Origin of the sequence: Actinoplanes sp. G11-F43 (assembly GCF_050589265.1) — a bacterium.
Lineage (GTDB): Bacteria > Actinomycetota > Actinomycetes > Mycobacteriales > Micromonosporaceae > Actinoplanes.
On record NZ_JBNZCE010000064.1, the window covers coordinates 1 to 23,614 of the forward strand.

Genomic DNA, 23,614 nt, shown 5'->3' on the forward strand with positions numbered 1-23,614 from the left:
TCCATTCCGGACAGCCAACGCCCGGCCAACAACCCAAATCTCACTCAACGTGACATTCATGAGTGTCGACCAGGTTTTGGATGGCTCTCTAGGAGTGGGGGAGAGGGGCCCTTCTCGGTGTGTGGGCATCTTGCCCCGGCGGACTGCGGGGGCGGTGTGGGTTTCGGGGAGCGAGGATTGTCACCAGCTCGGCTCGCGGTGGGGGGCGGGCTGGGCGGTAGGGTGGGCGGCGGTGCTGGTTCGCCCTGCCTGCCAGGTGGGGTGTCGTAAGAGGGAACCCGGTGTGAGACCGGGACTGCCCCGCAGCGGTGAGTGGGAACGAAAGCCGTCATCAAGCACTGGGCGCAAGCCTGGGAAGCGACGGCCGGTAGGAGTGTGTGCGACGCCCGCGAGTCCGAAGACCTGCCAGTGCCGCGCATGCCGTCCGGTGTGCGCCGCCGGCGGTCTCTTGGGAGGACCAGGGGTGTGAGGGCCCTTCCTGTCGTGTGCCCGTCGGCCACTTCGAGGGAAGAGGTCTACCGGTGTCCAGCACCGCATTCGGGCAGAGCACTGTGCTCGGCTATCCGCGCATCGGCGCGAACCGTGAGCTGAAGAAGGCCGTCGAGTCCTACTGGGCCGGCCGCATCGACGCCACCGCACTGCACTCCGTCGGGCGGGAGTTGCGGGCCGGGGTGTGGCAGCAGCTGCGCGACGCCCGCCTCGACGCGATCCCGTCGAACACCTTCTCCTACTACGACCATGTGCTGGACACCGCGGTGGCGGTCGGGGCGGTCCCGGAACGGTTCGCCCGGCTCGGGCTGCCGGAGCTGGACACCTATTTCGCGATGGCGCGCGGGGTGGACGCCGAGCCGGCCCTGGAGCTGACCAAATGGTTCGCCACCAACTACCACTATCTGGTTCCGGAGATCGATCCGGGCACCGTCTTCGTCGCGAACCCGGCGAAAGCCCTGGGGGAGTACGCCGAAGCCCTCGAACTGGGCATCAGCACCCGCCCGGTGCTGGTCGGCCCGGCCACCTTCCTGCTGCTCGCGAAGGGCGCGGATCCGTTCGCCCGGCTGGATGACCTGGTCGAGATCTACGCCACCATCCTGGCGGACCTGGCCGCCGCCGGGGTGGAGTGGGTGCAGCTGGACGAGCCGGCCTATGTCGCCGACCGCAGTCCGGACGAGATCGACGGCCTGCACCGGGCGTACATCCGGCTCGGTGAGCTGGCGCACCGGCCGCGGATCTTCGTGGCTACCTGTTTCGGTGATCTCGGCCCGGCGCTGCCGGTGCTGTTGAAGACCCCGGTCGAGGCGATCGGGCTGGACCTGGTCGCGGGCACCGGCAACCTGCGCGAGCTGGCCGCGGCCGGACCGCTGAACGGGAAGACCATCGTGGCCGGGCTGGTCGACGGCCACAACATCTGGCGCACCGACCTGCGGGCCGCGGCCGTCGACGGCGCCACCGTCACCGCGCTGGCCGATCACGTGGCGGTGTCCACCTCGTGTTCGCTGCTGCACGTGCCGGTCGACCTGTCGGTGGAGACCCGGCTGGCGCCGGAGCTGCACGACCGGCTGGCGTTCGCGCGGCAGAAGGTCGACGAGGTGGTGCTGCTGGGCCGGGCCCTGCGCGACGGTACCGCCCACCTCCCGGCACCGCCGGCGTCCACTCCCGAGGCCTGGCACAACGCCGGGGTCCGCGACCGGCTCGCCGGGCTCACCCCGGCCGGCCGCAGGCGTGGCGACTACGAGACGCGGGCCGCCGCCCAGCAGGCCCGGCTGAATCTGCCGGAGCTGCCGACCACGACGATCGGCTCGTTCCCGCAGACCGGCGAGCTGCGCAAGGCCCGCGCCGAACTGCGGGCCGGCAGCCTCGACGCGGACGGCTACGACGCACGGATGCGCGCCGAGGTGGAGCGGGTCATCCGGCTGCAGGAGGAGATCGGCCTGGACGTGCTGGTGCACGGCGAACCGGAACGCAACGACATGGTGCAGTATTTCGGCGAGCGCCTGGACGGCTTCGCCGCCACCGACCACGGCTGGGTCCAGTCGTACGGCTCCCGCTGTGTCCGCCCGCCGGTCATCTACGGTGACGTGGCCCGCAAGGCGCCGATGACGGTCGCCTGGTCGGCCTACGCGCAGTCTCTGACGGACAAGCCGGTCAAGGGCATGCTCACCGGGCCGGTCACCATCCTGGCCTGGTCGTTCGTCCGCACCGACCAGCCGCTGCCGGTCACCGCCGACCAGGTCGCCCTCGCCCTGCGGGACGAGACCGTGGATCTGGAGCGGGCCGGGATCCGGGTCATCCAGGTCGACGAGCCGGCGCTGCGCGAGACGCTGCCGCTGCGCCGGGCCGGGCAGAGGGCCTACCTGGACTGGGCGGTCGGCGCGTTCCGGCTGGCCACCAGCGGGGTCGCCGACGACACCCAGATCCACACCCACCTGTGCTATTCCGAGTTCGGCGAGGTGATCACCGCGATCGACGACCTCGACGCCGACGTCACCAGCATCGAGGCGTCCCGGTCGAAGATGGAGATCCTCGGCGACCTGGCCGCCGTCGGATACCGGCGTGGGGTCGGACCGGGTGTGTGGGACATCCACTCGCCGCGGGTGCCGTCCCACGGCGAGGTGGTCTCCGCGCTCACCCGGGCGGTCGCCGCCGTGCCCGCGCGGCGGCTCTGGGTCAACCCGGACTGCGGCCTGAAGACCCGCGCCTACCCGGAGACCGAGGCCTCACTGCGGCTGCTGGTCGCGGCCGCCGCCGAGATCCGCGGCCACTGAGGTTCCATCCTGGGGCGGAACCCGGCCGGGTTCCGCCCCGCACCACCCCTGGAAAGGTTTTCGTGACACTCCCCGCACGACTGCGGCTCACCGCCGCCACGGTTCTGGCCCTCACCCTGAGCGCCTGCTCCGGCGGTGCCGCACCAGCCGATGACACGAACGGGGCGATCGCCGTGGCGATGCAGTTCCCACCCCGTTCGGCGTACGCCTTCGACGCCGACGACGGCGCGCTGCTGATGACCCTCGGGGTCGCCGAGACGCTCACCACCGTGGACCCCTCGGCCCAGCCGGCGCCCGGACTGGCCACCGCCTGGGAACAGACCGCCGACCCCAAGGTGTGGCGGTTCACCCTGCGTGAAGGGGTGACCTTCCACGACGGGTCACCGCAGACCGCCGACGCCGTGGTCACCGCGCTCACCCACATCTCCACCGTCACCGCCCCGCCGCGCGCCGTCCGGGACATCGGCCTGACCGTGACAGCCGACGGGACGAACGCCGTCCTGATCGGCACGGCCGCCGTCGACCCGGTGCTGCCCCTGCGGATGAGCAGCGGCAACCTGGGGATCCTGGCGCCGTCGGCGTACGCCCCGGGCAGGCAGCCGACGGTCACGCGTACCGCGACCGGTCCTTATGTCCTGGCATCGGTCAACGGCGCCGACTCGGCCGTCCTGGAGCGCAACGACGCCTACTGGGGTGCCAAGCCCGCAGCCTCCACGGTGACCGTGCGTTACGTGACCGACCCGCAGAGCCGGGCGCTGGCACTGCAATCCGGTGACGTCCAGTTCGCCGAGGGCCTGCCGCACGCCGCCACCGGCCCGGTGCGGGCCGCGGGCGGCGAGGTCACCGCCTACCCGGCCGCCCGCACCGTCGAACTGCTGCTCAACCAGAGCGCGAAACCCTTCGACGACCTGCGGGTACGCCAGGCTGTCACGGCCGCGATCGACCGCCCCACCCTGGCCGCGCGGGTGCTGCGGGGCGCCGCGGCACCGGCCGCCGACCTGTTCGGCACCGCCGTCCCGTGGGGTGTCCGGACCCCGCCGCCCGGGGCGGATCCGGCCAAAGCCAAAGATCTTCTGACCCAGGCCGGGTACGGGCCGGACAAGCCGCTCACCGTGCGCCTGTGGACATTCCCGAACCGTCCCGAGATGCCGGTACTGGCCACCGCCGTCCAGTCGATGCTCGGCGAGGCGGGCGTCAAGGTCGAGGTGACCGTCGGTGACTACGCGGCGCAGGAGCCGAAGGTGCTCGCCGGGGACTTCGACATGTTCCTGAACTCGCGCAGCTACCTGTCCGACTTCGCCGACGCCGCCAGCGTCCTCACCTCCGACTACACGTGCGAGGGCAGCTACAACATCGACCACTTCTGCTCGGCCGAGTTCGACAGCCTGGTCGCCTCGCTGGCCACCACCACCGACGTCACCGCCCGGCAGAAAGTGTTCACCGAGGCCGCCGCCATGCTCACCGACCAGGCCGTCGGCGTGATGATCGTGCACCCGAACAACACCGCCGGCACCCGGGGCGTCACCGGATTCACCCCGGACCCGCTCGGGGTACGGCCGGTCCTGCCGCAGCTCAAGCCCGCCGGGTGACGATGCTGCTCCTGCGGCGGCTCGCGCTGCTGCCGTTCGGGTTGACCGCCGTGTCGGTCCTGGTGTTCGCGTTGCCGCGCCTCACCGGGGCCGACACGGTCCGAACCGTGCTGCGGGCCCGCACCGCCTCGGCCGTCCCCGACCCGGCCACCGAAGCCCGGGTCGCCGCCGAGTTCGGGCTCGACGGGACGGTGGCCGAACAGTACCTTCGCTGGCTGGCCGCCGCCCTGCGCGGGGACCTCGGGCTGTCCTTCGTCACCCGTACCCCGGTCGGCCCGCAGGTGGCGGACGCCCTGTCGATCTCGGCCGGCCTCACCGTGCTCGCCCTGGCCCTGGCGCTGATCGTCGGCGTACCGGCCGGGGTGTACGCGGCCCGCCGCCCCGGCCGGCTCCTCGACCGGATCGTCACCGGCGCCGGGATCACCGGAGTGTCGGTGCCCGAATTCGTGCTCGCTCCGCTGCTCGTGCTGGCGCTGTCGGTGAAAGCCGGCCTGCTGCCCGCGATCGGCTGGGGCACCCCCGCCCACCTGGTGCTGCCGGTGCTGACCATGGCCGTCTACCCGGCCGCGCTCACCACCCAGCTGGTCCGCGCCGAAACCATCGCCGCACTGCGACGACGGCATGTGCTGACCGCCCGCGCCAAAGGACTCGGCCCGCAGCCGGTGCTGTGGCGGCACGGCGCCCGGATGGCCGGCACCTCGGTGCTGTCGCTGTCCGGCATGTTCATCGCCGGGCTGATCGGCGGATCGGTGGTGGTCGAAGTGGTGTTCGGGATCCCCGGGCTGGGCCGGCTGCTCTACGACGCGGTACTCGCCCAGGACCTGCCGGTGATCCAGGCCGGAACCCTCGCCGTGGTGACCGTCGCCCTGGCCGCCGGAGTGGTGTCCGAGATCGTTCAGCTGGCCCTGGATCCGGTGGCCCGATGAAGCGCTGGCTGCCCCTCGTCGCCCTGGCGGCGCTGCTGCCGGTCCTCCTTCCGGACCCGCTGGCCGCCGACTACACCGCGATCCTCGCGCCGCCGTCACTCGCCCACCCGCTCGGCACCGACCAGCTCGGCCGCGACGTCGCGGCCCGCCTGCTCGCCGGAGCCCGGCTCACCCTCGGGCTCACCGTCGTCACCCTGCTGGTCACCTCGATCACCGGCACCGTCGCCGGCATGCTCGCGGCGATGGGCGGTGGACCACTCGGCCGGCTCGTACCCCGGATCGCCGACCTGCTCGCCGCCCTGCCCACCATCCTCGTCGGGCTGATCGCCGCCGCCATCCTCGGGCCCGGCCTGCCGTCCATCCTGGTCGCCGTCTGCCTGATCGGCTGGACCCCGTTCGCCCGGCAGGCCTACCACCTCACCGTCGCCGAGAAGACCCGGGAGTACGTGCAGGCCGCCCGGTCGCTGGGCGCCGGGCCGCTCTGGGTGGCGTTCCGGGAGATCACCCCGAACATCACCGGGCCGCTGCTCGCTCACCTGCTGCTGCGGTTCGCCGGCACCCTGCTCACCGTCTCCGGGCTGTCCTTCCTCGGGCTGGGCGTGCAGCCGCCCAGCCCGGAGTGGGGCGCGATGGTCGCCGACGGGCGCGACCACCTGTTCGACGCGCCCCACCTCGTGCTGGCCCCGGCCCTCGCGGTGGTCCTCACCGCCACTCTGGCCACCGTCGCCGGGCGCCGGCTCAGCTCGTGAACACCCGGCTCAGGATGTCGTCGATGACCTCGCACTTGGCCATGCCGTAGTCGCCGTCCGGGAGGTCCCGGGACAGCCGGCGTTTCGTCTCGTCGTACAGCAGACGGTCCTCGGGGTGGGTCCGTAGCCAGTCACGCAGCAGCCGGTGCCGGACCGGTTCGGGTGCGTTCGCCGGCCAGACGTGCAGGTGCAGGTCCTCGGGGGTGTCGACGAGCATGCGGTGGCCGTACCACCAGGGCTCCCGCAGAATCAGGTGGAAGCCGGCCGCCACCAGATCCGGCAGCCAGGCCGGTTCGTCGTCGCTGTCGGCGACGGTCAGGTCGATGTCGATGATCGGTTTGGCGGACAGGCCCGGCACCGACGTGGAACCGACGTGCTCCAGCGCCAGGATCCGGTCCCCGAGGATCCGGCGCAGATCGGCGGCGACCGCGGCGAACCGCTGCGGCCAGACCGGGTCGTAATCCTCGATCACCACCGGCCGCCAGCCGCGCGGTGGCTCCTCGACCAGGGACGCCGCGTTCTGCTCCGGCGTGCCGAGCAGGCGGTTGCGGACTTCCGGCGGGTATTCAGTCATGTCGACCTCCATGGATGGAAAGTCCGCCAGACTATCGGCATGCCGTCCGATCCGCCGCGGAACAACGCCCGGGTCGCCCTCTGCGCGTTCCCCGACACCGGCAGCCGGTTTCTCCAGGTCCGCGAGAAGAATCACAACCATGGGGGAGTACGGCGATCGGCCCCACGGAAATCGGACGTCATCGAGCTCCCCGGTTTCGGTGGGGCCGACTGGCGTACCGCAGCGGGGTTGCCGTTGATCGTGGACCCGCGGGTGGGCACGGACCTTGGTCAGTCGTCGGTCAGGGCGCGCAGGATCCGGGCCTGTTCCACGTCGGTGCCCTCGGCGCGCATCCGGGACGCCTCGTCGGCGGTGAAGCCGGCGCCGCACCACGACGCCACCTCGTCGAGCGGGATCCCGGCGCGCCAGAATGTGGTCATCACGGTGATCGCGTCGCCGTCCAGGCGCTGGGCCTCCGGGGCGGACAGGCCCAGCGCGTGGAACACCCGCGCCTGGCCGGGTTCGACCGACAGCCTGGCCCACGGTAGTGCCTCGGCGCCGTCCCAGCCGGCCTCCACGTAACCCCGGGCCCGGTCCGCCGGGATTCCGGCGCGCAGCAGCTCCCGCATGCTGCGCGAGCGTTCCTCGTCGGGAAACGCCGGGCCCGGACGGCGGTGCAGCAGGCGGGAGATCCAGCCGCGCGGGTGCGGGCGGTCTCCGGCCAGGTGCCGGTCGGCGGCCTCCTCGGGGGTGAATCCGTGCTCGCGCCACTGGACCGCGTCGCGGGGGGTCATGCCGGCCCGCAACCACAGATCCACCGTGTACGGGGTGGCGCCCGCGGTCCGCCACAGCCGGGCGGTCACCGCGGTGTAGACGCCGGACGTCCGCCAGCGGTGGGCGTCCGGGATGGTGAACCCGTCGTCGATCCACTGCCGGGCCTCGGCCACCGTGAAGCCCTGTTCCTGCCACTCGTGCAACGGTTCCGGGGTCATCGTCGCGCTCCTTCCGGGATCCGGGCCACCGAGGCCCAGGCGGGTGCGTGCCCGCCGTCGCCGATCAGGCAGACCACCGTGTGCGCGGGCGGTCGGTGTTCCGGCCACGGGGTCTCCCCGTCGGTCAGCACCACGATCAGGTCGGGCCGGGGCCGTAGAGCCGCCGCTGCGGTCAGGCCGGCACGCATGTCGGTGCCACCTCCGCCGGTCAGTTCGATGTCGGCGGCGCGGCGTACCGTCTGCACCGGGTGGGCGGCCACGTCGCAGCAGATCGCCCGGAGCCGGCCGGACGGCCGGGCGATGCCGGTCACCTCGGCGAGCAGCAGGCGGAGCACGTCGTTCGTGACACTGCCGGAGGTGTCGATGACCAGTACGGTGTCCGGCGCCGGCCGCACCATCGCCGGTGGGATGACCCCGTGGTATGCCCCGGCCCGCCGGGACGGCCTGGCGTAGCTGAAGTCGACCTGGCCGGCCGTGGTACTCAGCCCGCGCCGGATCATCGCGCCGAGCCGGGCCCGCCAGTCGATCGCCGGCCGGGTGCGCTCGGTGGCCCAGCGCCGCCAGCCGGACGGGATCTCGCTGCGGGCGCTGATCCGGTCCTGGATACCGGCCGCGATGGAACGTTCGAGCAGCTCCCGGTCGAGGTGGGTGAGGCCGTCACCGGAGCCGGTGTCCTGATACGAGCGGTCCATGCCGTCCACCGCGCTGCCGCAGTCGATCGCCTCGGACAGGGCCCGGCCACCATTGCCGAGCGCGTCGGCCAGCACGTCCAGCATCGGCACGTACTCCTCGGCGGTGCGGTTCACCGGCAGGCCCAGCGCGCTCGGCGAGAGCACCCCGGCCGGGCCGGGCAGCCGTTCGGCCTCCAGATCGTCGTTGATCTCGGCGTCGGCCGCCTGGTTCCAGCGGTGGGCCTCCGCTCCCGGTCCGGGCCTGACCGGGGACCGGGCGGCGTGCCCACGCACCAGATGGCCCACGTGGTGCAGCATCCACCAGCCGATCTCCTCGACCGGGGTGGCCAGCGCGGTGCCCGGGTCGACGTGCAGGTTCCACCGGGTGTCGGTGGGGAAGGCGCGGAACTCGGGGTCGGGCACCGGCGGATCGGTGGCCGCCTCCAGATACACCGGGCGCAGGGCGAACACCGCGGACGCCAGGTACGGCGCCCGGTGCGCGGCCCACAGCCGGGCGGCGGCGATCCGCTCGTCGACGGTCATCGCAGCAGCCCGGCCGCCCGCAGCACCGGCGCCAGTTCCAGCATCGTCCGGGGCAGGGCCGCGCCGTCCGGGCGGGCCCCGGCCAGCGCGCGGGCCGCGGTCGCCGCCACGTCCGGGGTGGTCCTGGCGACCCGGGCGACGACCGTCCAGGCCTGTTCCCAGGTGGCCGTGCCGCCGTCCGAGCGCACGTGCGAGACGAGCGCGCCGAGCAGGGCGTGCAGGCGGTCCAGGCGTTCCGGCAGGCGGGCGCCCGGATCGGACAGCAGAGTGGCCGGGTCCGGCAGATCCAGGTTGCGGCGCCAGGACAGCAGTTCGAACCCGGCCGCCTCACCGACCGCGCCCAGCACCAGATCGGCCAGCACCGCCTCCCCGGCCCGCACGTGCTCGCAGGCGGCCAGCGCGCGGGCCGCCATCTCCCAGCTGCGCGGACTGGGCCAGCCGCGGCCGGCCCGGTCCGGGCTGTCCGGCACCGCGAGGACCAACTCGGGGCGGACCCGCAGGAAGGCCCCGACCAGCGCGCGGGCCCCGGCCACCGCGGCCGGCCCGGCGGTGTCCTTGAGATCGAACTCCGGAGTCTGGAACCCGCTGGCGAAACCCTCGGCCACGTCCTCGGCGCTGACCCGCCAGTTCAGGTGGATCAGCCGGTTGGCCAACGGCGCCGACAGATCCCAGCCGTCGGCCGCCTGATCCGGCGGGTTCGCGGCGGCCACGATCCGCACCGTGTCCGGCAGCGTCAGGTCGCCGACGGTGCGTTCCAGCACCACCCGCAGCATGGCCGCCTGCACGGCCGGCGGCGCGGTGGTCAACTCGTCCAGGAAGAGCAGGCCGGCACCGGCCGCGGCCAGCCGCTGCGCCCAGCGTGGTGGGGCGAACCAGGTGCCGTCGTCACGCAGCACCGGCAGACCGGAGAAGTCGCTCGGCTCCCGGATCGAGCCGACCACCACCTCGACCGGCAGTCCGGCGGCGGCGCCGAGGGCGGTCACCGCGGACGTCTTGCCGGTGCCCGGCGCGCCCCACAGGATCACCGGCAGATTCGCGGTCACGGCTACCGCGAGGGCTTGTCGAATCACTGCGTCATCCCCATTTCCGGGCAGCGTGCATCGGGCGTGCGGCCGGTTTCCGGGCCGCTCGCCTGCGCGTTATGGCTTACCTGCTTCTGGTTGCTTCGCGTTACTTCGCGTTACTTCGCGTTACTTCTCGTTGCGGAACAGGCCGCCACCGCCGTACTTCTTGTGCACCGCCTGTTTCGAGACGCCCAGCACCACGGCGATGTCGGCCCAGGTGCGGCCCTGGGTGCGGGCGCGGCGCACCAGCACCGCCTCCCGGCGCTCCATCTCCCGGCGAAGCTCGGCGAGAGCCCCGAGCGAGGCGACCGGGTCGTCACCACTGACAGCCTGTACGAGCACGGCAATACGGTCGATCTCCACGCCGTCATCGTAGGTTGACGCCGACGGGGTCGTCAACTCAAATTGACGCCGGTTGCGCGCGATCGCGGTTCCGTGGGCCGGCGCCGGATGCGGTCGCCCCGGCCACAGCCCGCGTGGTGCGTTCTGGTTCGGATCGGACCGCATCTCGGCACGCGGGGTTGGTGGTGGTTCGGGGGTGACCGTGTCGGTGGGACGGGAGGGCTGCCCCGTGGGCCGGCTACCCGGCGGACGGCAGGGCGGCTACCGGCCGGATCGCCGCGAACTCGCCGTATTCGTAGCGGGCCGCGGACAGCAGCAGCGTCCACTCGTCGCAGCCCTGCCACGGGTGGACGTCGGCGGCACCGCCCCGGACCACCCGCGGGCCGTCGCCGACACGCGGGCGGGCGTCCGCCGGAGCGCCCTTGAAGCCCGGGATCCACACGTCCGCGCAGAGTTCGGCGGCCGAGCCCATGGCGGCCAGACCGAACGCGTTCTCGGCGGCGGTGGTCAGCTTCTCGTCACCGAAATCGTGGAGCACCTGGTCCTCGCCCGGCTTGCCGTCGCCGCGGAAGGTCAGCGTGGCGGTGCCGGCCCGGGCGGCATACTCCCACTCCGCCTCGCTGGGCAGCCGGAACGGCAGAACCTCCAGCAACTCGTCGGCGCCGTCCTCGAAGCGGGCGGTGCCGGAGTCCGCGTCGGCGTAGTCGTCCTGGTAATCCGGCAGCCAGTGCCGCACCTGCTCGACGGTCAGCGGGTGCCGGGCGATCAGGAACGGCTCCACACGCACCTCCCGGACCGGCTGGGCGTCCGCGGTCCACTCGAAGAACGGATCGAGGTCGTCCTCGGCGCCACCGGCGCGCTCGATGGCGCGGACCGCCTCCACCTCCGCCTCGGACATCCCCATCCGGAAGGTCCCGCCCGGCACCTCCCGGAAGATCACCCCGGACGGTACGTGCGCCCAGGCCGGCCGCCCGGCGATCAGCGTCTTGTTCCACATGACGCGGCACACTACCGGCGGCCCGGATCAGAGGGGGCAGCCCGCCGCCAGCGCGGCGGCCCGGGCCGGTGGCTGCCACACCGAGGCGCCGATCGCCTCGGCCCGCTCCGCCGCGGCGACCGCCTCGGCCGTCACCAGCCGCCGCGGGTCCGGGTTCAGCGCCAGTTCGCCGTTGGTCTGCGCGGGCGCGGAAACCGGACCGCATCGGATGATCCGGTGAGATAACAGTCCGGTGTCCGCGGGAACCATCCCGGCCCGGTGATCGACCACCTCGGGGTAACCGCGGGTGGAGGGGTCTGACAGTGAAGTTCGGAACACGGTCGGTGTCGGCGACGGTCGTCGGGGCGGCCGCGGTGGGGCTGGTGCCGGCGCTCGTCTGGGCCGGGGGCGTGGACACCTCGGTCATTCCGGGACTGCCCAGCCCGGGACCGGTCACCCCGTGGGCGCTGCCCGCCGTCACCACGATGTCCGACCTGCTGGCGGTGCTGCTGGCCGGAGTGCTGGTGACCGCCGCGTTCCTGCTGCCCGGCGACGGGCGCAGCGTGTCCGCGCACGGCTGGCTGCTGATGCGCCGGGCCACCTGGCTGGCCGCCGCCTGGCTGCTGGTGGTGCTGGCCCGGGTGCTGTTCACCGTCTCCGACGTGCTCGGTGTCCCGGTGCCGGAACTGGAGCTGATGCCGGTCGCCGGGTTCGCGCTGTCCATCTCCCAGGGGCAGGCCCTGATGTGGCAGGCCGGGCTGATCCTGCTGGTGGTGCTGCTCAGCCGGGCCGGGGTGTCCCGCGGGCTGGCCGCGGTCGTCGCGCTGCTCGCGCTGGCCGCGATCGTGCCGCCGGCGTTCACCGGGCACGCCTCCGGGGCCGGTGACCACCAGCTCGCCGTGTCCAGCCTGGTGCTGCACGTGCTGGCGGCCACACTGTGGATCGGCGGGCTGGGCGGTCTGTTGCTGGTCCGGCGGGCCACGGCGTTCCCCGAGGCGGTGGCCCGGTACAGCCGGCTCGCGCTCGCCTGTTTCGTCGTCACGGCGGTCAGCGGGATCGCCAACGCGGCGGTGCGGCTCGGCTCGTGGACGGCACTGCTCGACCATGCGTACGGCGTACTCGTCATGGTGAAGGTTCTGGCCCTCGCCCTGGCCGGCCTGATCGGCGCCGCCCACCGCGCCCACTGCCTGCCGGCGCTGCGTGACGGCCGCCCGCGCGCCTTCCTGCGCCTGGCCGCCGGGGAACTCGCCGTGCTCGGCGCCGCCGTCGGCCTGGCGGTGGCGCTGTCGCGCAGCCCGGCCCCGCTGACCGAGGCCGAACCGGATCCGATGACCGAACTGCTCGGCTTCCCCGCCCCGGAGACGCCGACCGCCCTGCGGATGCTCGGCGAACCGCTGCCCGACATGTTCGTCCTGGCCGTCACGGTCGCCGGCATCGCCGCCTACCTCACCGGCGTGGTACGCCTCCGCAAAGCCGGCCACCACTGGCCGCTCGCCCGCACCGCCTCGTTCACCGGCGGCCTGCTGCTGCTCGCCGCGATCACCTGCCTCGGCGTGGCCCGCTACGCGTATGTGCTGTTCAGCGTGCACATGATCCAGCACATGGTGCTGTCCATGGTGGTGCCGATCCTGCTCGTCGGCGGCGCCCCGATCACCCTGGCGCTACGGGCCCTGCGCCGCCCCGCCGACCCCCGCGTCCGCGGCCCCCGCGAATGGCTGCTGGTGGTCCTGCACAGCCGGATCGCCCGGGTGCTCACCCACCCGCTGGTCGCCCTCGGCATCTACGTGGCCAGCCTGTACGGCCTCTACTTCAGCGACCTGCTCGGCACCCTGATGCGCTACCACCTCGGCCACCTGGCCATGCTCGCGCACTTCGTGATCGCCGGCTACCTGCTGTTCTGGGTGCTGATCGGCACCGACCCGGGCCGCCGCCGGATCCACCCGGCGATGCTCGTGCTGGTGCACTTCCTGGCCATGGTCGCGCACGCCTTCTTCGGGTTCGTGCTGCTCCAGTCCACCACCGTGATCGGCCTCGACTGGTACACCGCCGTCCACCCCACCTGGGCCGCGCCGCTGCTCGACGACCAGCGCCTCGGCGCCGGGCTGGCCTGGGCCTTCGGTGAACTGCCCGCCGCCGCCATCCTGCTGGTGCTGGTCCGGCAGTGGATCCGCAGCGACGAACGCGAACAGGCCCGTACCGACCGGGCCGCCGACCGCGCCCTGGCCGCCGGGGAGGACGACGAACTGGCACGCTACAACGAGTACCTGTCCCGCTTACCGAGTGGGCACTAAGGCGGGCGTCGGTCCGACCGATTCCCACGGCGTGGTCACCGGGCAGGAGCGTCGCCGGCGAGGGCATCGCGACCGAGGCCGAACTGACCGCCCTGATCGACGCGGGAGTCCGCAACGGTCAGGGTCACCACCTGGCCCGCCCGGCCGCCCTGGACCAGCCCGTGCCCGCCGGTATCTGATCAGTTCTTCTTGTCGCCGTCGTCGTCCGGCCGATTCTTGGAACGCACACGGTGGGCGATGGAAAGTGCGGCTGCGACGGCGCTCAGCAGAGCGGCGATAAGATCGAGTGGATCGAACGGCCACATGACCGGGACTCCTGCCGAGATCAAATTGAATGAACCGAGGTGACATGAGGCTCATTCAATTCTCACGGATCGGCGCGTGTCCGTGTCTGTGCTGGACAGACCCGGACAGGGAGAGTGCAGGAAAGACTGTGCCACGAGACTCGAGGCGTGGCGGCAGCAGTGCGGCAAACCATCCTTTCGAGACCTCGAAAAGCGCACCGGAATCCCGCACGCGACCATTCATGATCGTTTCCAGACCGGTCACTCCCTCCACTGGGAATTCATCCGGAAGATCGTTCCGGCCATTCACCGTTCCGCACCGCATCTGCGCCTCGATCCGGGCGATTGGCGCCGCCATCTCGACCGGATGCTGCGGGATCTCGACCTGGCGGCGCGGTCACCCGTCTGGTCCGGTCCGGTCGTGCGGCCGGCTGTGCCGTGCCAGCCCCGAAGCGTCCTGTCCGATGCCGACCTGGTCGAGGGGACGGGGCGGACGTATGTGTTCCAAGGGGCCGGCTGTGGCCCCGGCCGGCAACGGCGATGTCCTGGTGCCCACACGGCGCCGGGACGCCATCCTGAGCGACGACGGGCGTACGACGGTGCGCGTCCAGGAGTTCACCCCGGACGAGTCGCGGCGCGCCGGATTGACGACCCTGTGGAGGATGTCCACGACGGCCGCGCACGGTCACCAGCCCACCGGGGCCGCCGGACCGTTGCTCGACCTGGCCGCGGTCCTCGACTCCAACGGGATTCCGGTGGAGTTGTTCACCGGCCCGGCCGTTCGGGAGGCGGTCGCCGGGCGCCGTGGCCGGGAGACATCCGTCGACGACATCCTGGACGGGATCGCCTGTCTGCGCAGGTTCAGCCTGGCCCGGCTGACCGACGGTCCCCGGCGGGTTCTGCGCGTGCATCAGCTGCTGCAGCGAACGGTCCGGGAGGGCGACCCGGCACGCTGCCTGGCCAGTGCACAGACGGCCGCGGACGCGCTGGAGGCGTTCTGGCCCGACGACGAGCACGACCGTGGGCTCGGTCAGCTGCTACGAGTCAACGTCGATGCCGTGTGGGGCGCCCATCCGGACGCGATGTGGGGCGGGAATCTGCACCAGGTGGTGTTCCGCGCGGGCAACAGCTTCTATCGGGACGGCCTGTTCGCCGAGGCCGTCGTCTACTGGACCGACCTGCGCCGCGAAGCGGAGAGCCGCCTCGGCCCGGACTACCAGGACACACTCAACATCTAGGCTCGGGCGCATGGTGCTCCAGCAGGTGACACGGTTCGGGGAGGAGCTGGCGTCGCTCGGGTGGGTCACCGACCTGCTGATCGCCGGGTCGCTGGCGTCCGGTGACCACATCGGCGGCGTCAGCGACCTCGACCTGATCGCGGTGACCGACGGCCCGGTCGACGCCGCTCGGCAGGCCACCCTCGTAGCGCTGCATCAGCGGTGGGACGAGCGGGTCCGGGACCTGGGCTGCGCCTACCTCGACGCCGCCCACCTCGCCGCGGTCGACCGGCCGCACCCGACCTGGACTCATGGAATGCTGGTGCAGCGGATCGTCTCCGCGGTCACTCGGGCCGAACTGCTGACGTTCGGGCGGACCGTGTACGGGCGGGAACCGCGCGATCTGTTCTCGCCGATGACCGCCGACGACATCCGGGCGGCGGGCCGTGCCGAACTCACCGGCTACTGGACGTGGGCGGCCCGGCGACCGTGGATCTGGCTCGACCCGGTCCTCGCCGACCTCGGCCTCACTTCGATGGCCCGCGGCCGGCACACGCTCGCCACGGGAACGCTGATCACCAAGACCGAGGCGGTGGAGCGGATCGACGCCCCACAGTGGCTGATCGGCCAGCTGCGCCGGCGCCGCCGGGGCGAACCGGTCCGGTCACCGCGCCTGTGGACGGCCTGGATCGCCTGGCGGGACACGGTTCGCACGACCCGCCGGGCGGGGGCGCGTTCCGATAGGGTGCCGACGAGGGGGTAGATCATGCGGATCACCGTTCTGGGTGCCGGCTCGTGGGGCACCACCGTCGCGTCGGTTCTCACCCGCCGGGATCATGAGTCGCTGATCTGGGCGCGGAACGAGGCCACCGCCGACGAGATCAACACCAAGCACACCAACGAGCGATATCTGGCCGGCTTCCCTCTGCCGGAGCGGCTGCGCGCGACCGCCGACCTGGCCGAGGCGGCCGGGCACGCGGAGCTGCTGGTGGTGGGCGTACCCACCGGCGCCTTCCGGGAGACCCTGGAACGGGTCCGCCCGGCCCTGCACCCGTGGATCCCGGTGGTCAGCCTCAGCAAGGGCCTGGAGCGCGACTCGCTGCAACGGATGACCGAGGTGATCAAGGAGGTGCTGCCGGGGCATCCGGCGGCCGCCCTGACCGGCCCCAACCTCGCCAAGGAGATCATGGCGGGGATGGCCGCGGCCACCGTGATCGCCACCGAGGACCTGACCGTCGCCACCGAGATCCAGCGGGTGTTCCGGCGGGGCCTGCTGCGCGTCTACACCAACCACGACGTGATCGGCTGCGAGGTGGGCGGCGCCCTGAAGAACGTGGTGGCCATCGCCACCGGCATCGCCCAGGGCCTGGGTGTCGGCGACAACACCCGGGCCGGGGTGATCTCCCGCGGCCTGGCCGAGTTGACCACCCTGGCGGTGACCATGGGCGGCGAGCCGGCCACCCTGTCCGGCCTGGCCGGGATGGGCGACCTGGTGGCCACCTGCATCAGCCCGCACAGCCGCAACCGGCACGTCGGCGAGCAGCTGGGCCGGGGCCGCGGCCTGGCGGAGATCCTGGCCGAGATGGGCCAGGTCGCCGAGGGCGTGAAGACGGTGCACGCCGCCGTCCAGCTGGCCGACCGGCACGGCCTGCCGATGCCGATCACCCGCACCATCCACCGGGTGATCACCGGTGACATCACGGCGGCCCGAGCGTACGACGGCCTGCTCCGTTCCCATCCGGCCGGCCACGAGTCCGAACCGGGCTGATCGGGCCGGGTTGCCGGGGGTGCATACCGTGGTGGGCGTCGATTCCTGGCGGGGGGAGACCACATGAGTGTGCACGCACGGCCGCCGTCTCTGGACGGTGGCGCGAACCTGCTGCTGGAGCTGGCCGGCCTCTATCAGGCGGGCCGGCCGGAGATGTCGAAGGCGGAACGGATGCGGGCGCCGCGCAGCCCCGCGGAGGTGGCCGCGGCGGTGCTGGATTTCGCCGCGTTCGCCGGCGACCAGTACGCGGACGCGGTGGCCCTGCTCGCCGCGCTGTCGACGAAGCTGTCCGCGGCGTCGGCCGGCTATCGGCGGGCGGACGGGGCGGCGGCCCGGGAGATCGACGAGATCCTCACCGGACCGGAGTACCGGCCGTGACCACCTTCCGCGATCAGGTCTTCTACATCGAGGAGATGCGACCGGAGTACACCGCGATGGCCGCCGAGGATTTCCAGCGGGTGGCCCGGGTGATCGAGTCGGGGCTGCCGGAGCTGGACGGGCTGGTCGGCACGGTCGAGTGGGAGGGGGAGGCCGCCGAGCGGTATGAGACGCGGCTCGGTCAGGCCGTCGACATCGCGACGAAGCTGGGCATCGGCTACCGGCGGGCCGGTACCGCCCTGGAGAACTACCGTTCCGCCCAGCAGTCGGCGAAGGACCTGGTGAACACCGGGATCGTGCTGGAGCGCCGCCTGGGTGAGCTGATCGCCCCGCTGACGGCCGCGCACGCCGGGCTGAGCGCGGCCGGCCCGATGGCGCAGTGGGACTTCCTGGTCGGGCCGTCGGCGCTGGGCGGGCCGGAGATCGACGAGCGGCGGGAGGCGGTCCGGGATGAGGCCGACTACCTGTTCCGTGAGGCGGACGGCTGTTACACGCGGGCCATCCCGACTGAGGGTGACGCGCGGGTGAAGGTGCTGGACGCGGTGCGGGCGGCCCGGGATCTCCTGCCGGATCTTCTGGCGGACAGCGGGAACACCGCACGGGTGATCGCCACCGCGCCGGGTCTGCGGGAGGAGGTGTTCCAGGCCGCGAAACTGGATCCGGACGCCCGTAAGCCCGGTGAGCAGATCCTGAACGAGTATCAGGTGGCCGCGGACGGCCCGAAACAGCGGTATCCGAGCGGTGGCCTGCTGCTGGATCTGGGTGTCGTCGAGCCGCAGGAGGTCACCCCGTCGGAGGCACGCATCCTGCGGGGTATGCCGCTGGCCGACCAGATCGCCTTCCACGACATCCGGAAGACGGCGATCGATACGGCGAACGCGCAGTTCCCGGAAGACATCCAGAACGGTCATACCGATGCGTTCCGGCACGCGTATTGGAATGCTCTGCTGACCGCGAAGTTCGGTGTGGACTTCGCCCGGGAGATGACCACCGCGCACGAGGCGGTTCCGGATCACACGGCCGCCGATGAGGCGATGGACCTGCACAACAACGAGGTGGGCCGGCAGATCGCGGTGGCGAACCGGGGCGCGTCACCGGAGGAGCTGGCCGTCCTGATCCGGGAGGCCGTCGACTCCGGCCGCACGGTGGTCGTCGACAAGGCCGGTGATCTGGCGTACAGCGATCAGGTCGCCCGGGGCGACACCGGTGACCCGCGGCCGATCCAGCGGCCCGGCCGCCCGCAAGACGATGTCGGTTACTGATCAGCGACCGAACCGGTGGATGTCCGCGCGGCCGGCGGCCCGGGACGGCCACCCGGCATGCCGGTTCAGAACATCCCGACCGAGTGCCGGGCCGACGCCAGCACCCGGGGGTGGAGATCGAGGGCGGTGTCGGCGAACTTGATCGCGTGTTCGTCGCCGCTCCGTGCGGCCAGTTCGATCAGCTCGCCGGGGGTGACCGTGGACGGCGCCGGCAGCGGGCGGGGTTCGGCGGGGGAGTAGGCGGCGGTGATCGCGGCCGTCGCCGTCCACGCCGCTTCCAGGCTCGGCGGCCACAACCGCGACGGCAGGACCGGCAGGACCCGGAGTACGGCGTTCGGCGCGGTGGCCGCGTGCACCAGCATGATCGGGGAGGCGTGCCCGTGGGTGCCGTGCCGCAGGGTGGCGGCCTCGACGATGGCTTCCAGCCGGGCGCGTACCGACGCCGTGTCCGGTCCGGGCACGTTGCCGGACGCCGCCGCCCAGCCGGGGGTGCGGGCCAGTTGGGCCAGGCGTTCCCGGGCACCGGAGCGCTGGTCGGGCACGCGCGGCACGGCGTCCAGCGCGGACCGCGGGTCGGTCGCCGGGTACGGCCCGGCCCCGGGCGGGGCGAGTGGCTGCCAGCGCCCGGCCCAGTAGGCCAGCCCCTGCGCCAGCTCACCGACCCGCGCGGGGGTGGTGGCGTCCAGCAGGGAGCGGACCGCGTGCCCGACCCGGATCACCCCGTGGGTGGCGCCGGCGGCGATCCCGGGCAGCAGCCGCGGCCACCAGGTGACCAGTACGTCGGGCCAGGGTGCGAGGGCGAGTTCGCGGTCGAAGTAGGTGAGCCAGTCGCCGGTCCGGGTGGGGTCACCGAGGGGTTCGCGCCACTGCGCGGGAAGGATCGGGCTGATGCCGCGGGGCCGGGCCTCGAGGCGGTCGGCGTACCCGTCCAGCCACCGGTGGACGATCGCCTCCTGCCCGTGCCGGATCAGGGCTTCGGCGGCCATCGGGGCGTGATTGGACAGCCAGCCGTCGCGTTCCGGTCCGGTGTGGCGCAACCGTTCGTAGACCTCGTCGACACTCATCCCGCGAGCTTGCACGGTGAAGTCCGGTGGAGGTCAAGCGTCACATCGAGCCGACCCTGGAGGCGGGTGGCCGGACCGATGAGCGTGAACCCCTCCAGGTCACTCCGAGGGCGATCGGCCCGCGGGCGGACGGGGCGTGCCGGTTCGTCCACGGGTGGTGGCCACCAGGGCGAGTACCCCCGCGGCGATGATGGGCAGACCGATCGACAGCAGGCTCAGGAGACCGAGTGCCAGCAGGAGAACGCCGGCGGCGATCAGGGCCGCGCGGCGGCTCGGCGTCGCCCGAGCGATTCCATAGCCGGCGAGCAGTCCCGCCGCGGCCAGGCCGGTCACGAACCATGCCGCCGGCCCGTCGCCCTCCTGGTTGAGGAGCGTCAGGTAGAGCACCGTCATGACGGCCGTGATCGTGGCAGCCGCGGCCGCCACCGGATCCACATCGTTCCACCGTTTCGAGCGCATGATTGATACTCGCAGATCTGACGGCGTCCCGGTCACCGAACCGGCTGGTCGGGCAGCAGCGACATGGCCGGTTCGTCAGGACAGGAAGGTTCCGTAGCGGCCGGAGAGGATCGCGTTCTTCTGGGCCTGGCTGAAGTGGGTGTTCGGGTAGGAGTAGAACGAGGCCGACATGGGGGTGCCGTCGGTCGATGTGGAGTCGGGGAGGCCGAAGGCGTGGCCCAGTTCGTGGACCATGCCGCCGTACCAGCGGTTCATCGGGCCGTTGATGCCGGCGGCGCCGTCCGCGTCGTGGCCGCTCAGCACCACCCAGCCGGGGCTGGCGCCGCCGCCGGACCGGTTCGGTTCCTCGGCGCTGATCTCGCCGACGACCAGCCAGCGGTTGTCCGGGTTGGCGATGCCGTACCGGCGCATCAGCTCCTGGTGCATGTTGCCGACGACACACCAGTAGTGGTCGCTGCCGGTGCAGCCGGTGGTGATGTACCAGTTCTGGTCGTGGTCGCCGGTGACCACTTCGACGACCGGCTCGTTCAGGGTGAAGGTCTTGCCGAGTTCCTGCTTGTAGTAGCGCTGCGCCTCGCGCATCACAGCGGCGATGCCGTCGGGGTAGCGCTGGTCGTACGGCACGTCGGCCGGCCGCAGCCAGAACACCCGGACCGTCTTGGCGGGCGGTGTCCCGGTCGACGGTGACGGGCTGGGGGAGGTGACGCCGCCGGTGCAGACGGTGCCGTTGAGAGTGAACGATCCCGGCGCCGGGTTGCTGCCGGTCCACGATCCGTTGAACCCGAAGGACGTGCTGCCGCCGGTGGCGAGGGATCCGTTGTAGGCGACGTTGACGGCGGTCACGGTGGCCCCGCTCTGGGTGACGCCGGCGTTCCAGGCCTGGCCGACGGTCTGGCCCGCCCCGAAGGTCCAGCGCAGGGTCCACCCGCTGACCGGGTCGCCGAGGTTGGTCACGGTCACGTCCGCGCCGAAACCTCCGGACCATTGCGACCCGATGGTGTACGCCACCCGGCACCCGGCCGCGGCGGCGCTCACCCCGGGCGCGAGTACGGCGGTGGTGAGCCCGAGCACGGCGGTGGCGGCGACGGCTAGCAGTCTGCGCATGATCCCTCCCGTTTTCATCGGCGAGCATCAATCAATATGCGCGCCGAAAACGTTTTCGGGAAGGGGCACCTCCCGGATCAGGCCGGACCCGTGGGTCAGCAGGATCGCGGCATCGCCGGGAAACCAGTGCGGCACCGCACCCCAGCCCGGCGACGTGGGCAGCGGCAACTCGGCGGCCAACGCCCCGGCCTGGACGTCCCACAGGCGGATCGCGTCGGCGTGCACGGTGGCCAGCAGGCCGGTGCCGGACATCCGTGACTCGCCGGCCAGCGCCGGGATCACCACCGGCTCGTGGCGCGCGGCCCGCGCGGCGATGTCGTGGAAACGCATGGTGGCGGTGTCCCGGTGGGCGTCCACATACACCACCAGCTGGTGGTCCGCGGTGAGGTGGACTTCGGGACGGTGCGCCGGGTACTCGTACCCGATCATGTCCTTGAAGGTGTTGATCTCCAGGGTCCGGACGCCGGTGGCCCAGCGGATGTCGAACCTCGACGATCCCGGCGTGTACCCGAGCGCCCCGAGCACATGCGGCGCCTTCGCCCGGGCGCGGACCTCGAGGGTGCGCGCGTCCAGCCGGTACAGCACGCCGTTGCGATAACCCTTCGAACAGGCGACCAGCACCTCGCCCCGGTCGGGCATCGACACCACCGCGACCACGTCACCGTCCAGCCGCTCGCTGCGGGACTCGTCCCCGGCGGCCAACCGCACCACCCGTGAACGCGAACCGGCGAACACCGTGCCACCGTCCAGCGCGACACCGTGATGCCGGCGGCTGACCCCCGCGGAGTCGTCGAGCAACGCGGTGAACTCCGGCTCCGGGTTCCCCCGCGCCCAGACACAGACCCGCTGGTCGGCGCCCGAGGTGACGAACCGTTCACCGTCGAAGGCGACCGCCACCACCTCCCGCACGTGCCCGTCACCCAGCTCGGGGATCCCCGGCGCACCCGGCCGGAACAGCATCGGGCGGGAACCGAGCCCACTGCCCACGATGGTGTCCCCGGCGGCGGACAGGCGGTTCACATACCCGCGATGGGTCCAGGTGTGCCGGATCGCCCCGGTCGCCGGATCCAGCTCACGGCAGTCATGGAACCGGGCCGAGATCACCCGGTCGCCGTGCACCAGGGCCGGCCCGTACGAGTCGATCTCCCAGTCGACGGCTCCCGTCATCGGGTCGACGGACACGGTCGAGGCCTGTCGCGCGTACGCGATCAACCGCCCGCCCGGGGTGAGTCCGGCCAGGGACGCGCCCTCCTTCGGTGACACCCAGAGGCTCGTGGCTTTCGGTTTGCGCGCGCTCACCGCCCACCCGAGCACCCGGGGCCCGGCCGCCGCCACCACGACGTCGTGCCCGGCGTCGACGAGCACCCCGCCGACCGGCGCGCGCGGCCCGGTCAGCGTGTGCCGGACCGCGCCGGCCACGACGTCCACCAGCAGCACCTGCCCGGTGCGCCCCCGATCGGTGCCGACCGCGACGAACTTCCCGTCCGGCGACACGCCGAGGCAGGCCGCCTTGTCCGGCAGTGCGATCCGCCGGGTCACCCCGTCCAAGCTCAAAACCAGTGTGTACGGGTCCCCGGTGACCGCCGCGACCGTCGCCCCACCGCCCCCCAGCAGATGCACCGGCCCACCGGCGTCGAACTCCCACAGTGCGGTCAGGTCAGGCAGCCCCAGCAGGACGACGACACCGGTCCGCTCCGCGGGCGCGACCGCGACAGCGTCCCCGCACACAGCCATCGCGGTGACCCGGGGCCCGCCGGTGACCGCCCCGGTGCCCAGATCAACCGCCTCAACCCACCCACCACCAGCGGTGACCAGTGTCCGCCCATCCCCGCCCCCATCAAACCGAGCCAGCCGACTCGAAACCCGGAACGCCCCCGACCCGTACTCGATGATCATCAACAGATCAAAGCACCGAAGCGCTCACGCCCCGACCGCAGCCCAGCCCACACCCAGCTCAGCCCGCGCCCTGCCCGCGCCCTGCCCGCGCCCGCGCCCTGCCCGCGCCCGCGCCCTGCCCGCGCCCGCGCCCTGCCCGCGCCCTGCCCGCGCCCGCGCCCAGCCCCGCCCGGACGCCCGCCACCCCCTCGATCGCGGCCGTTTCAACCGATTTGAGCAGCATTCTCAGCCACCCACCCACCCAACCTGCCCGCTTGCCCACCCACCCTTCCTGCCCCCACTGCCCGCCTTATCTGCCTCGCCCGCCTTGCTCCGATTGCCCGCCGTGCTGCCCTGCCTTCCTTGTCCCGCATGCCCGCCCTACCCGCCCTGCCCGCCGTGCCTGCTCTGCCTTCCTTGTCCCGCATGCCCGCCCTGCCCGCCCTGCCCGCCCTGCTTATCTTGTCCCGACTGCCCGACTGCCCGACTGCCCGACTGCCCGCCTTGCCCTGCCTGCTCCGCATGCAGCTCGCCTCGCCCGCAAATTTGCCAAATTATCCGCAAATTTACACTTTCCACCTCCTCAACTTTTCTGCGCGGCTCCGTACCGCTTCGGCCATTTCCCGCTGTGAGTGGCAGGCTGGCTGAACTCTCGGAGGATTTCACCACCGTATGGGCCTTCGCTTTGGCGGTCGCCCACGGTCGTTTCAACATCATCCGGTGAGGCCGAGGATGGTGAATGGCC

22 protein-coding genes and 1 riboswitch are annotated in these 23,614 nt (G+C 72.3%); of the genes, 10 read left to right on the plus strand and 12 right to left on the minus strand.

The window, feature by feature from the left end; genetic code table 11:
• The first annotated feature begins 219 nt into the window (after positions 1–219).
• A riboswitch (cobalamin riboswitch) is annotated at positions 220–424 on the plus strand.
• Between the two features lie 97 nt (positions 425–521).
• The 4 genes from metE (at position 522) to ACQ0O7_RS43585 (ending at position 6,026) form a co-directional block, all read left to right on the plus strand.
• On the plus strand, positions 522–2,762 hold the full coding sequence (gene metE, locus ACQ0O7_RS43570) for a 5-methyltetrahydropteroyltriglutamate--homocysteine S-methyltransferase (RefSeq protein WP_430791804.1): 2,241 nt from the start codon (positions 522–524) through the stop codon (positions 2,760–2,762).
• Between the two features lie 62 nt (positions 2,763–2,824).
• Positions 2,825–4,351, plus strand: a complete 1,527-nt coding sequence (locus ACQ0O7_RS43575; protein WP_430791805.1) for an ABC transporter substrate-binding protein — start codon at positions 2,825–2,827, stop codon at positions 4,349–4,351.
• A 2-nt stretch (positions 4,352–4,353) separates the two neighbouring features.
• Entirely contained in the window at positions 4,354–5,277 is a 924-nt protein-coding gene (locus ACQ0O7_RS43580) for an ABC transporter permease (protein ID WP_430791825.1), read from the plus strand.
• Positions 5,274–6,026, plus strand: coding sequence for an ABC transporter permease (locus ACQ0O7_RS43585; protein ID WP_430791806.1), 753 nt, complete (start codon positions 5,274–5,276; stop codon positions 6,024–6,026). Before ACQ0O7_RS43580 ends, ACQ0O7_RS43585 begins: the two co-directional genes overlap by 4 nt.
• Here the strand turns inward: ACQ0O7_RS43585 and ACQ0O7_RS43590 are convergent.
• From ACQ0O7_RS43590 to ACQ0O7_RS43620, 7 genes are all read right to left on the minus strand, one after another.
• The gene (locus ACQ0O7_RS43590) at positions 6,016–6,600 is read right to left on the minus strand and encodes a GrpB family protein (protein WP_430791807.1); all 585 of its coding nucleotides are present in this window, start codon (positions 6,598–6,600) and stop codon (positions 6,016–6,018) included. The two genes, ACQ0O7_RS43585 and ACQ0O7_RS43590, sit on opposite strands and share 11 nt — an antisense overlap.
• A 269-nt stretch (positions 6,601–6,869) precedes the next feature.
• Positions 6,870–7,571, minus strand: coding sequence for a hypothetical protein (locus tag ACQ0O7_RS43595; protein WP_430791808.1), 702 nt, complete (start codon positions 7,569–7,571; stop codon positions 6,870–6,872).
• The gene (locus ACQ0O7_RS43600) at positions 7,568–8,785 is read right to left on the minus strand and encodes a vWA domain-containing protein (RefSeq protein WP_430791809.1); all 1,218 of its coding nucleotides are present in this window, start codon (positions 8,783–8,785) and stop codon (positions 7,568–7,570) included. The genes ACQ0O7_RS43595 and ACQ0O7_RS43600 overlap by 4 nt, the downstream gene beginning before the upstream one ends.
• Entirely contained in the window at positions 8,782–9,855 is a 1,074-nt protein-coding gene (locus ACQ0O7_RS43605) for an AAA family ATPase (protein ID WP_430791810.1), read from the minus strand. The genes ACQ0O7_RS43600 and ACQ0O7_RS43605 overlap by 4 nt, the downstream gene beginning before the upstream one ends.
• Before the next feature lie 120 nt (positions 9,856–9,975).
• Positions 9,976–10,212: an RNA polymerase subunit sigma-70 gene (locus tag ACQ0O7_RS43610; RefSeq protein WP_430791811.1), complete on the minus strand. Its 237-nt coding sequence runs from the start codon at positions 10,210–10,212 to the stop codon at positions 9,976–9,978.
• Between the two features lie 217 nt (positions 10,213–10,429).
• Positions 10,430–11,188 carry a formylglycine-generating enzyme family protein gene (locus ACQ0O7_RS43615; protein WP_430791812.1) on the minus strand — a complete coding sequence of 253 codons (759 nt, stop codon included), beginning with the start codon at positions 11,186–11,188 and terminating at the stop codon, positions 10,430–10,432.
• Positions 11,189–11,215: 27 nt separating this feature from the next.
• On the minus strand, positions 11,216–11,437 hold the full coding sequence (locus tag ACQ0O7_RS43620; RefSeq protein ID WP_430791813.1) for a hypothetical protein: 222 nt from the start codon (positions 11,435–11,437) through the stop codon (positions 11,216–11,218).
• Between the two features lie 53 nt (positions 11,438–11,490).
• Between ACQ0O7_RS43620 and ACQ0O7_RS43625 the strand changes: the two genes are divergently transcribed.
• Entirely contained in the window at positions 11,491–13,458 is a 1,968-nt protein-coding gene (locus ACQ0O7_RS43625; RefSeq protein WP_430791814.1) for a cytochrome c oxidase assembly protein, read from the plus strand.
• A gap of 179 nt (positions 13,459–13,637) precedes the next feature.
• Here ACQ0O7_RS43625 and ACQ0O7_RS43630 read toward each other — a convergent pair whose 3' ends face one another.
• Positions 13,638–13,763, minus strand: coding sequence for a hypothetical protein (locus tag ACQ0O7_RS43630; protein ID WP_430791815.1), 126 nt, complete (start codon positions 13,761–13,763; stop codon positions 13,638–13,640).
• Between the two features lie 527 nt (positions 13,764–14,290).
• Between ACQ0O7_RS43630 and ACQ0O7_RS43635 the strand changes: the two genes are divergently transcribed.
• The 5 genes from ACQ0O7_RS43635 to ACQ0O7_RS43655 all read left to right on the plus strand — a co-directional run bounded on the left by ACQ0O7_RS43635 (position 14,291) and on the right by ACQ0O7_RS43655 (position 18,367).
• The gene (locus tag ACQ0O7_RS43635) at positions 14,291–14,980 is read left to right on the plus strand and encodes a hypothetical protein (protein WP_430791816.1); all 690 of its coding nucleotides are present in this window, start codon (positions 14,291–14,293) and stop codon (positions 14,978–14,980) included.
• A 10-nt stretch (positions 14,981–14,990) separates the two neighbouring features.
• The gene (locus tag ACQ0O7_RS43640) at positions 14,991–15,722 is read left to right on the plus strand and encodes a hypothetical protein (RefSeq protein ID WP_430791817.1); all 732 of its coding nucleotides are present in this window, start codon (positions 14,991–14,993) and stop codon (positions 15,720–15,722) included.
• 3 nt (positions 15,723–15,725) lie between these two features.
• Positions 15,726–16,727: an NAD(P)H-dependent glycerol-3-phosphate dehydrogenase gene (locus ACQ0O7_RS43645; protein WP_430791818.1), complete on the plus strand. Its 1,002-nt coding sequence runs from the start codon at positions 15,726–15,728 to the stop codon at positions 16,725–16,727.
• Between the two features lie 63 nt (positions 16,728–16,790).
• On the plus strand, positions 16,791–17,105 hold the full coding sequence (locus tag ACQ0O7_RS43650; protein WP_430791819.1) for a hypothetical protein: 315 nt from the start codon (positions 16,791–16,793) through the stop codon (positions 17,103–17,105).
• Entirely contained in the window at positions 17,102–18,367 is a 1,266-nt protein-coding gene (locus tag ACQ0O7_RS43655) for a DUF6973 domain-containing protein (RefSeq protein ID WP_430791820.1), read from the plus strand. Before ACQ0O7_RS43650 ends, ACQ0O7_RS43655 begins: the two co-directional genes overlap by 4 nt.
• 65 nt (positions 18,368–18,432) lie before the next feature.
• Here the strand turns inward: ACQ0O7_RS43655 and ACQ0O7_RS43660 are convergent, their stop codons facing one another.
• From ACQ0O7_RS43660 to ACQ0O7_RS43675, 4 genes are all read right to left on the minus strand, one after another.
• Complete coding sequence (locus ACQ0O7_RS43660) at positions 18,433–19,431, minus strand: questin oxidase family protein (RefSeq protein ID WP_430791821.1); 999 nt, start codon at positions 19,429–19,431, stop codon at positions 18,433–18,435.
• Positions 19,432–19,530: 99 nt separating this feature from the next.
• Positions 19,531–19,890, minus strand: a complete 360-nt coding sequence (locus ACQ0O7_RS43665) for a hypothetical protein (protein WP_430791822.1) — start codon at positions 19,888–19,890, stop codon at positions 19,531–19,533.
• Between the two features lie 75 nt (positions 19,891–19,965).
• Positions 19,966–21,012: a cellulose-binding domain-containing protein gene (locus ACQ0O7_RS43670; RefSeq protein WP_430791823.1), complete on the minus strand. Its 1,047-nt coding sequence runs from the start codon at positions 21,010–21,012 to the stop codon at positions 19,966–19,968.
• A 9-nt stretch (positions 21,013–21,021) separates the two neighbouring features.
• On the minus strand, positions 21,022–22,728 hold the full coding sequence (locus ACQ0O7_RS43675) for a WD40 repeat domain-containing protein (protein WP_430791824.1): 1,707 nt from the start codon (positions 22,726–22,728) through the stop codon (positions 21,022–21,024).
• Between the last annotated feature and the right edge of the window lie 886 nt (positions 22,729–23,614).

What these genes read in the sequence shown, in the direction of transcription:
- ACQ0O7_RS43580 (WP_430791825.1), top strand. Translation starts at nt 4,354, where the DNA reads ATGCTGCTCCTGCGGCGGCTCGCGCTGCTGCCGTTCGGGTTGACCGCC.
- ACQ0O7_RS43585 (WP_430791806.1), top strand. Translation starts at nt 5,274, where the DNA reads ATGAAGCGCTGGCTGCCCCTCGTCGCCCTGGCGGCGCTGCTGCCGGTC.
- ACQ0O7_RS43590 (WP_430791807.1), bottom strand. Translation starts at nt 6,600, where the DNA reads ATGACTGAATACCCGCCGGAAGTCCGCAACCGCCTGCTCGGCACGCCG.
- ACQ0O7_RS43595 (WP_430791808.1), bottom strand. Translation starts at nt 7,571, where the DNA reads ATGACCCCGGAACCGTTGCACGAGTGGCAGGAACAGGGCTTCACGGTG.
- ACQ0O7_RS43600 (WP_430791809.1), bottom strand. Translation starts at nt 8,785, where the DNA reads ATGACCGTCGACGAGCGGATCGCCGCCGCCCGGCTGTGGGCCGCGCAC.
- ACQ0O7_RS43615 (WP_430791812.1), bottom strand. Translation starts at nt 11,188, where the DNA reads ATGTGGAACAAGACGCTGATCGCCGGGCGGCCGGCCTGGGCGCACGTA.
- ACQ0O7_RS43620 (WP_430791813.1), bottom strand. Translation starts at nt 11,437, where the DNA reads ATGGTTCCCGCGGACACCGGACTGTTATCTCACCGGATCATCCGATGC.
- ACQ0O7_RS43630 (WP_430791815.1), bottom strand. Translation starts at nt 13,763, where the DNA reads ATGTGGCCGTTCGATCCACTCGATCTTATCGCCGCTCTGCTGAGCGCC.
- ACQ0O7_RS43640 (WP_430791817.1), top strand. Translation starts at nt 14,991, where the DNA reads ATGGTGCTCCAGCAGGTGACACGGTTCGGGGAGGAGCTGGCGTCGCTC.
- ACQ0O7_RS43645 (WP_430791818.1), top strand. Translation starts at nt 15,726, where the DNA reads ATGCGGATCACCGTTCTGGGTGCCGGCTCGTGGGGCACCACCGTCGCG.
- ACQ0O7_RS43650 (WP_430791819.1), top strand. Translation starts at nt 16,791, where the DNA reads ATGAGTGTGCACGCACGGCCGCCGTCTCTGGACGGTGGCGCGAACCTG.
- ACQ0O7_RS43660 (WP_430791821.1), bottom strand. Translation starts at nt 19,431, where the DNA reads ATGAGTGTCGACGAGGTCTACGAACGGTTGCGCCACACCGGACCGGAA.
- ACQ0O7_RS43665 (WP_430791822.1), bottom strand. Translation starts at nt 19,890, where the DNA reads ATGCGCTCGAAACGGTGGAACGATGTGGATCCGGTGGCGGCCGCGGCT.
- ACQ0O7_RS43670 (WP_430791823.1), bottom strand. Translation starts at nt 21,012, where the DNA reads ATGAAAACGGGAGGGATCATGCGCAGACTGCTAGCCGTCGCCGCCACC.
- ACQ0O7_RS43675 (WP_430791824.1), bottom strand. Translation starts at nt 22,728, where the DNA reads ATGGCTGTGTGCGGGGACGCTGTCGCGGTCGCGCCCGCGGAGCGGACC.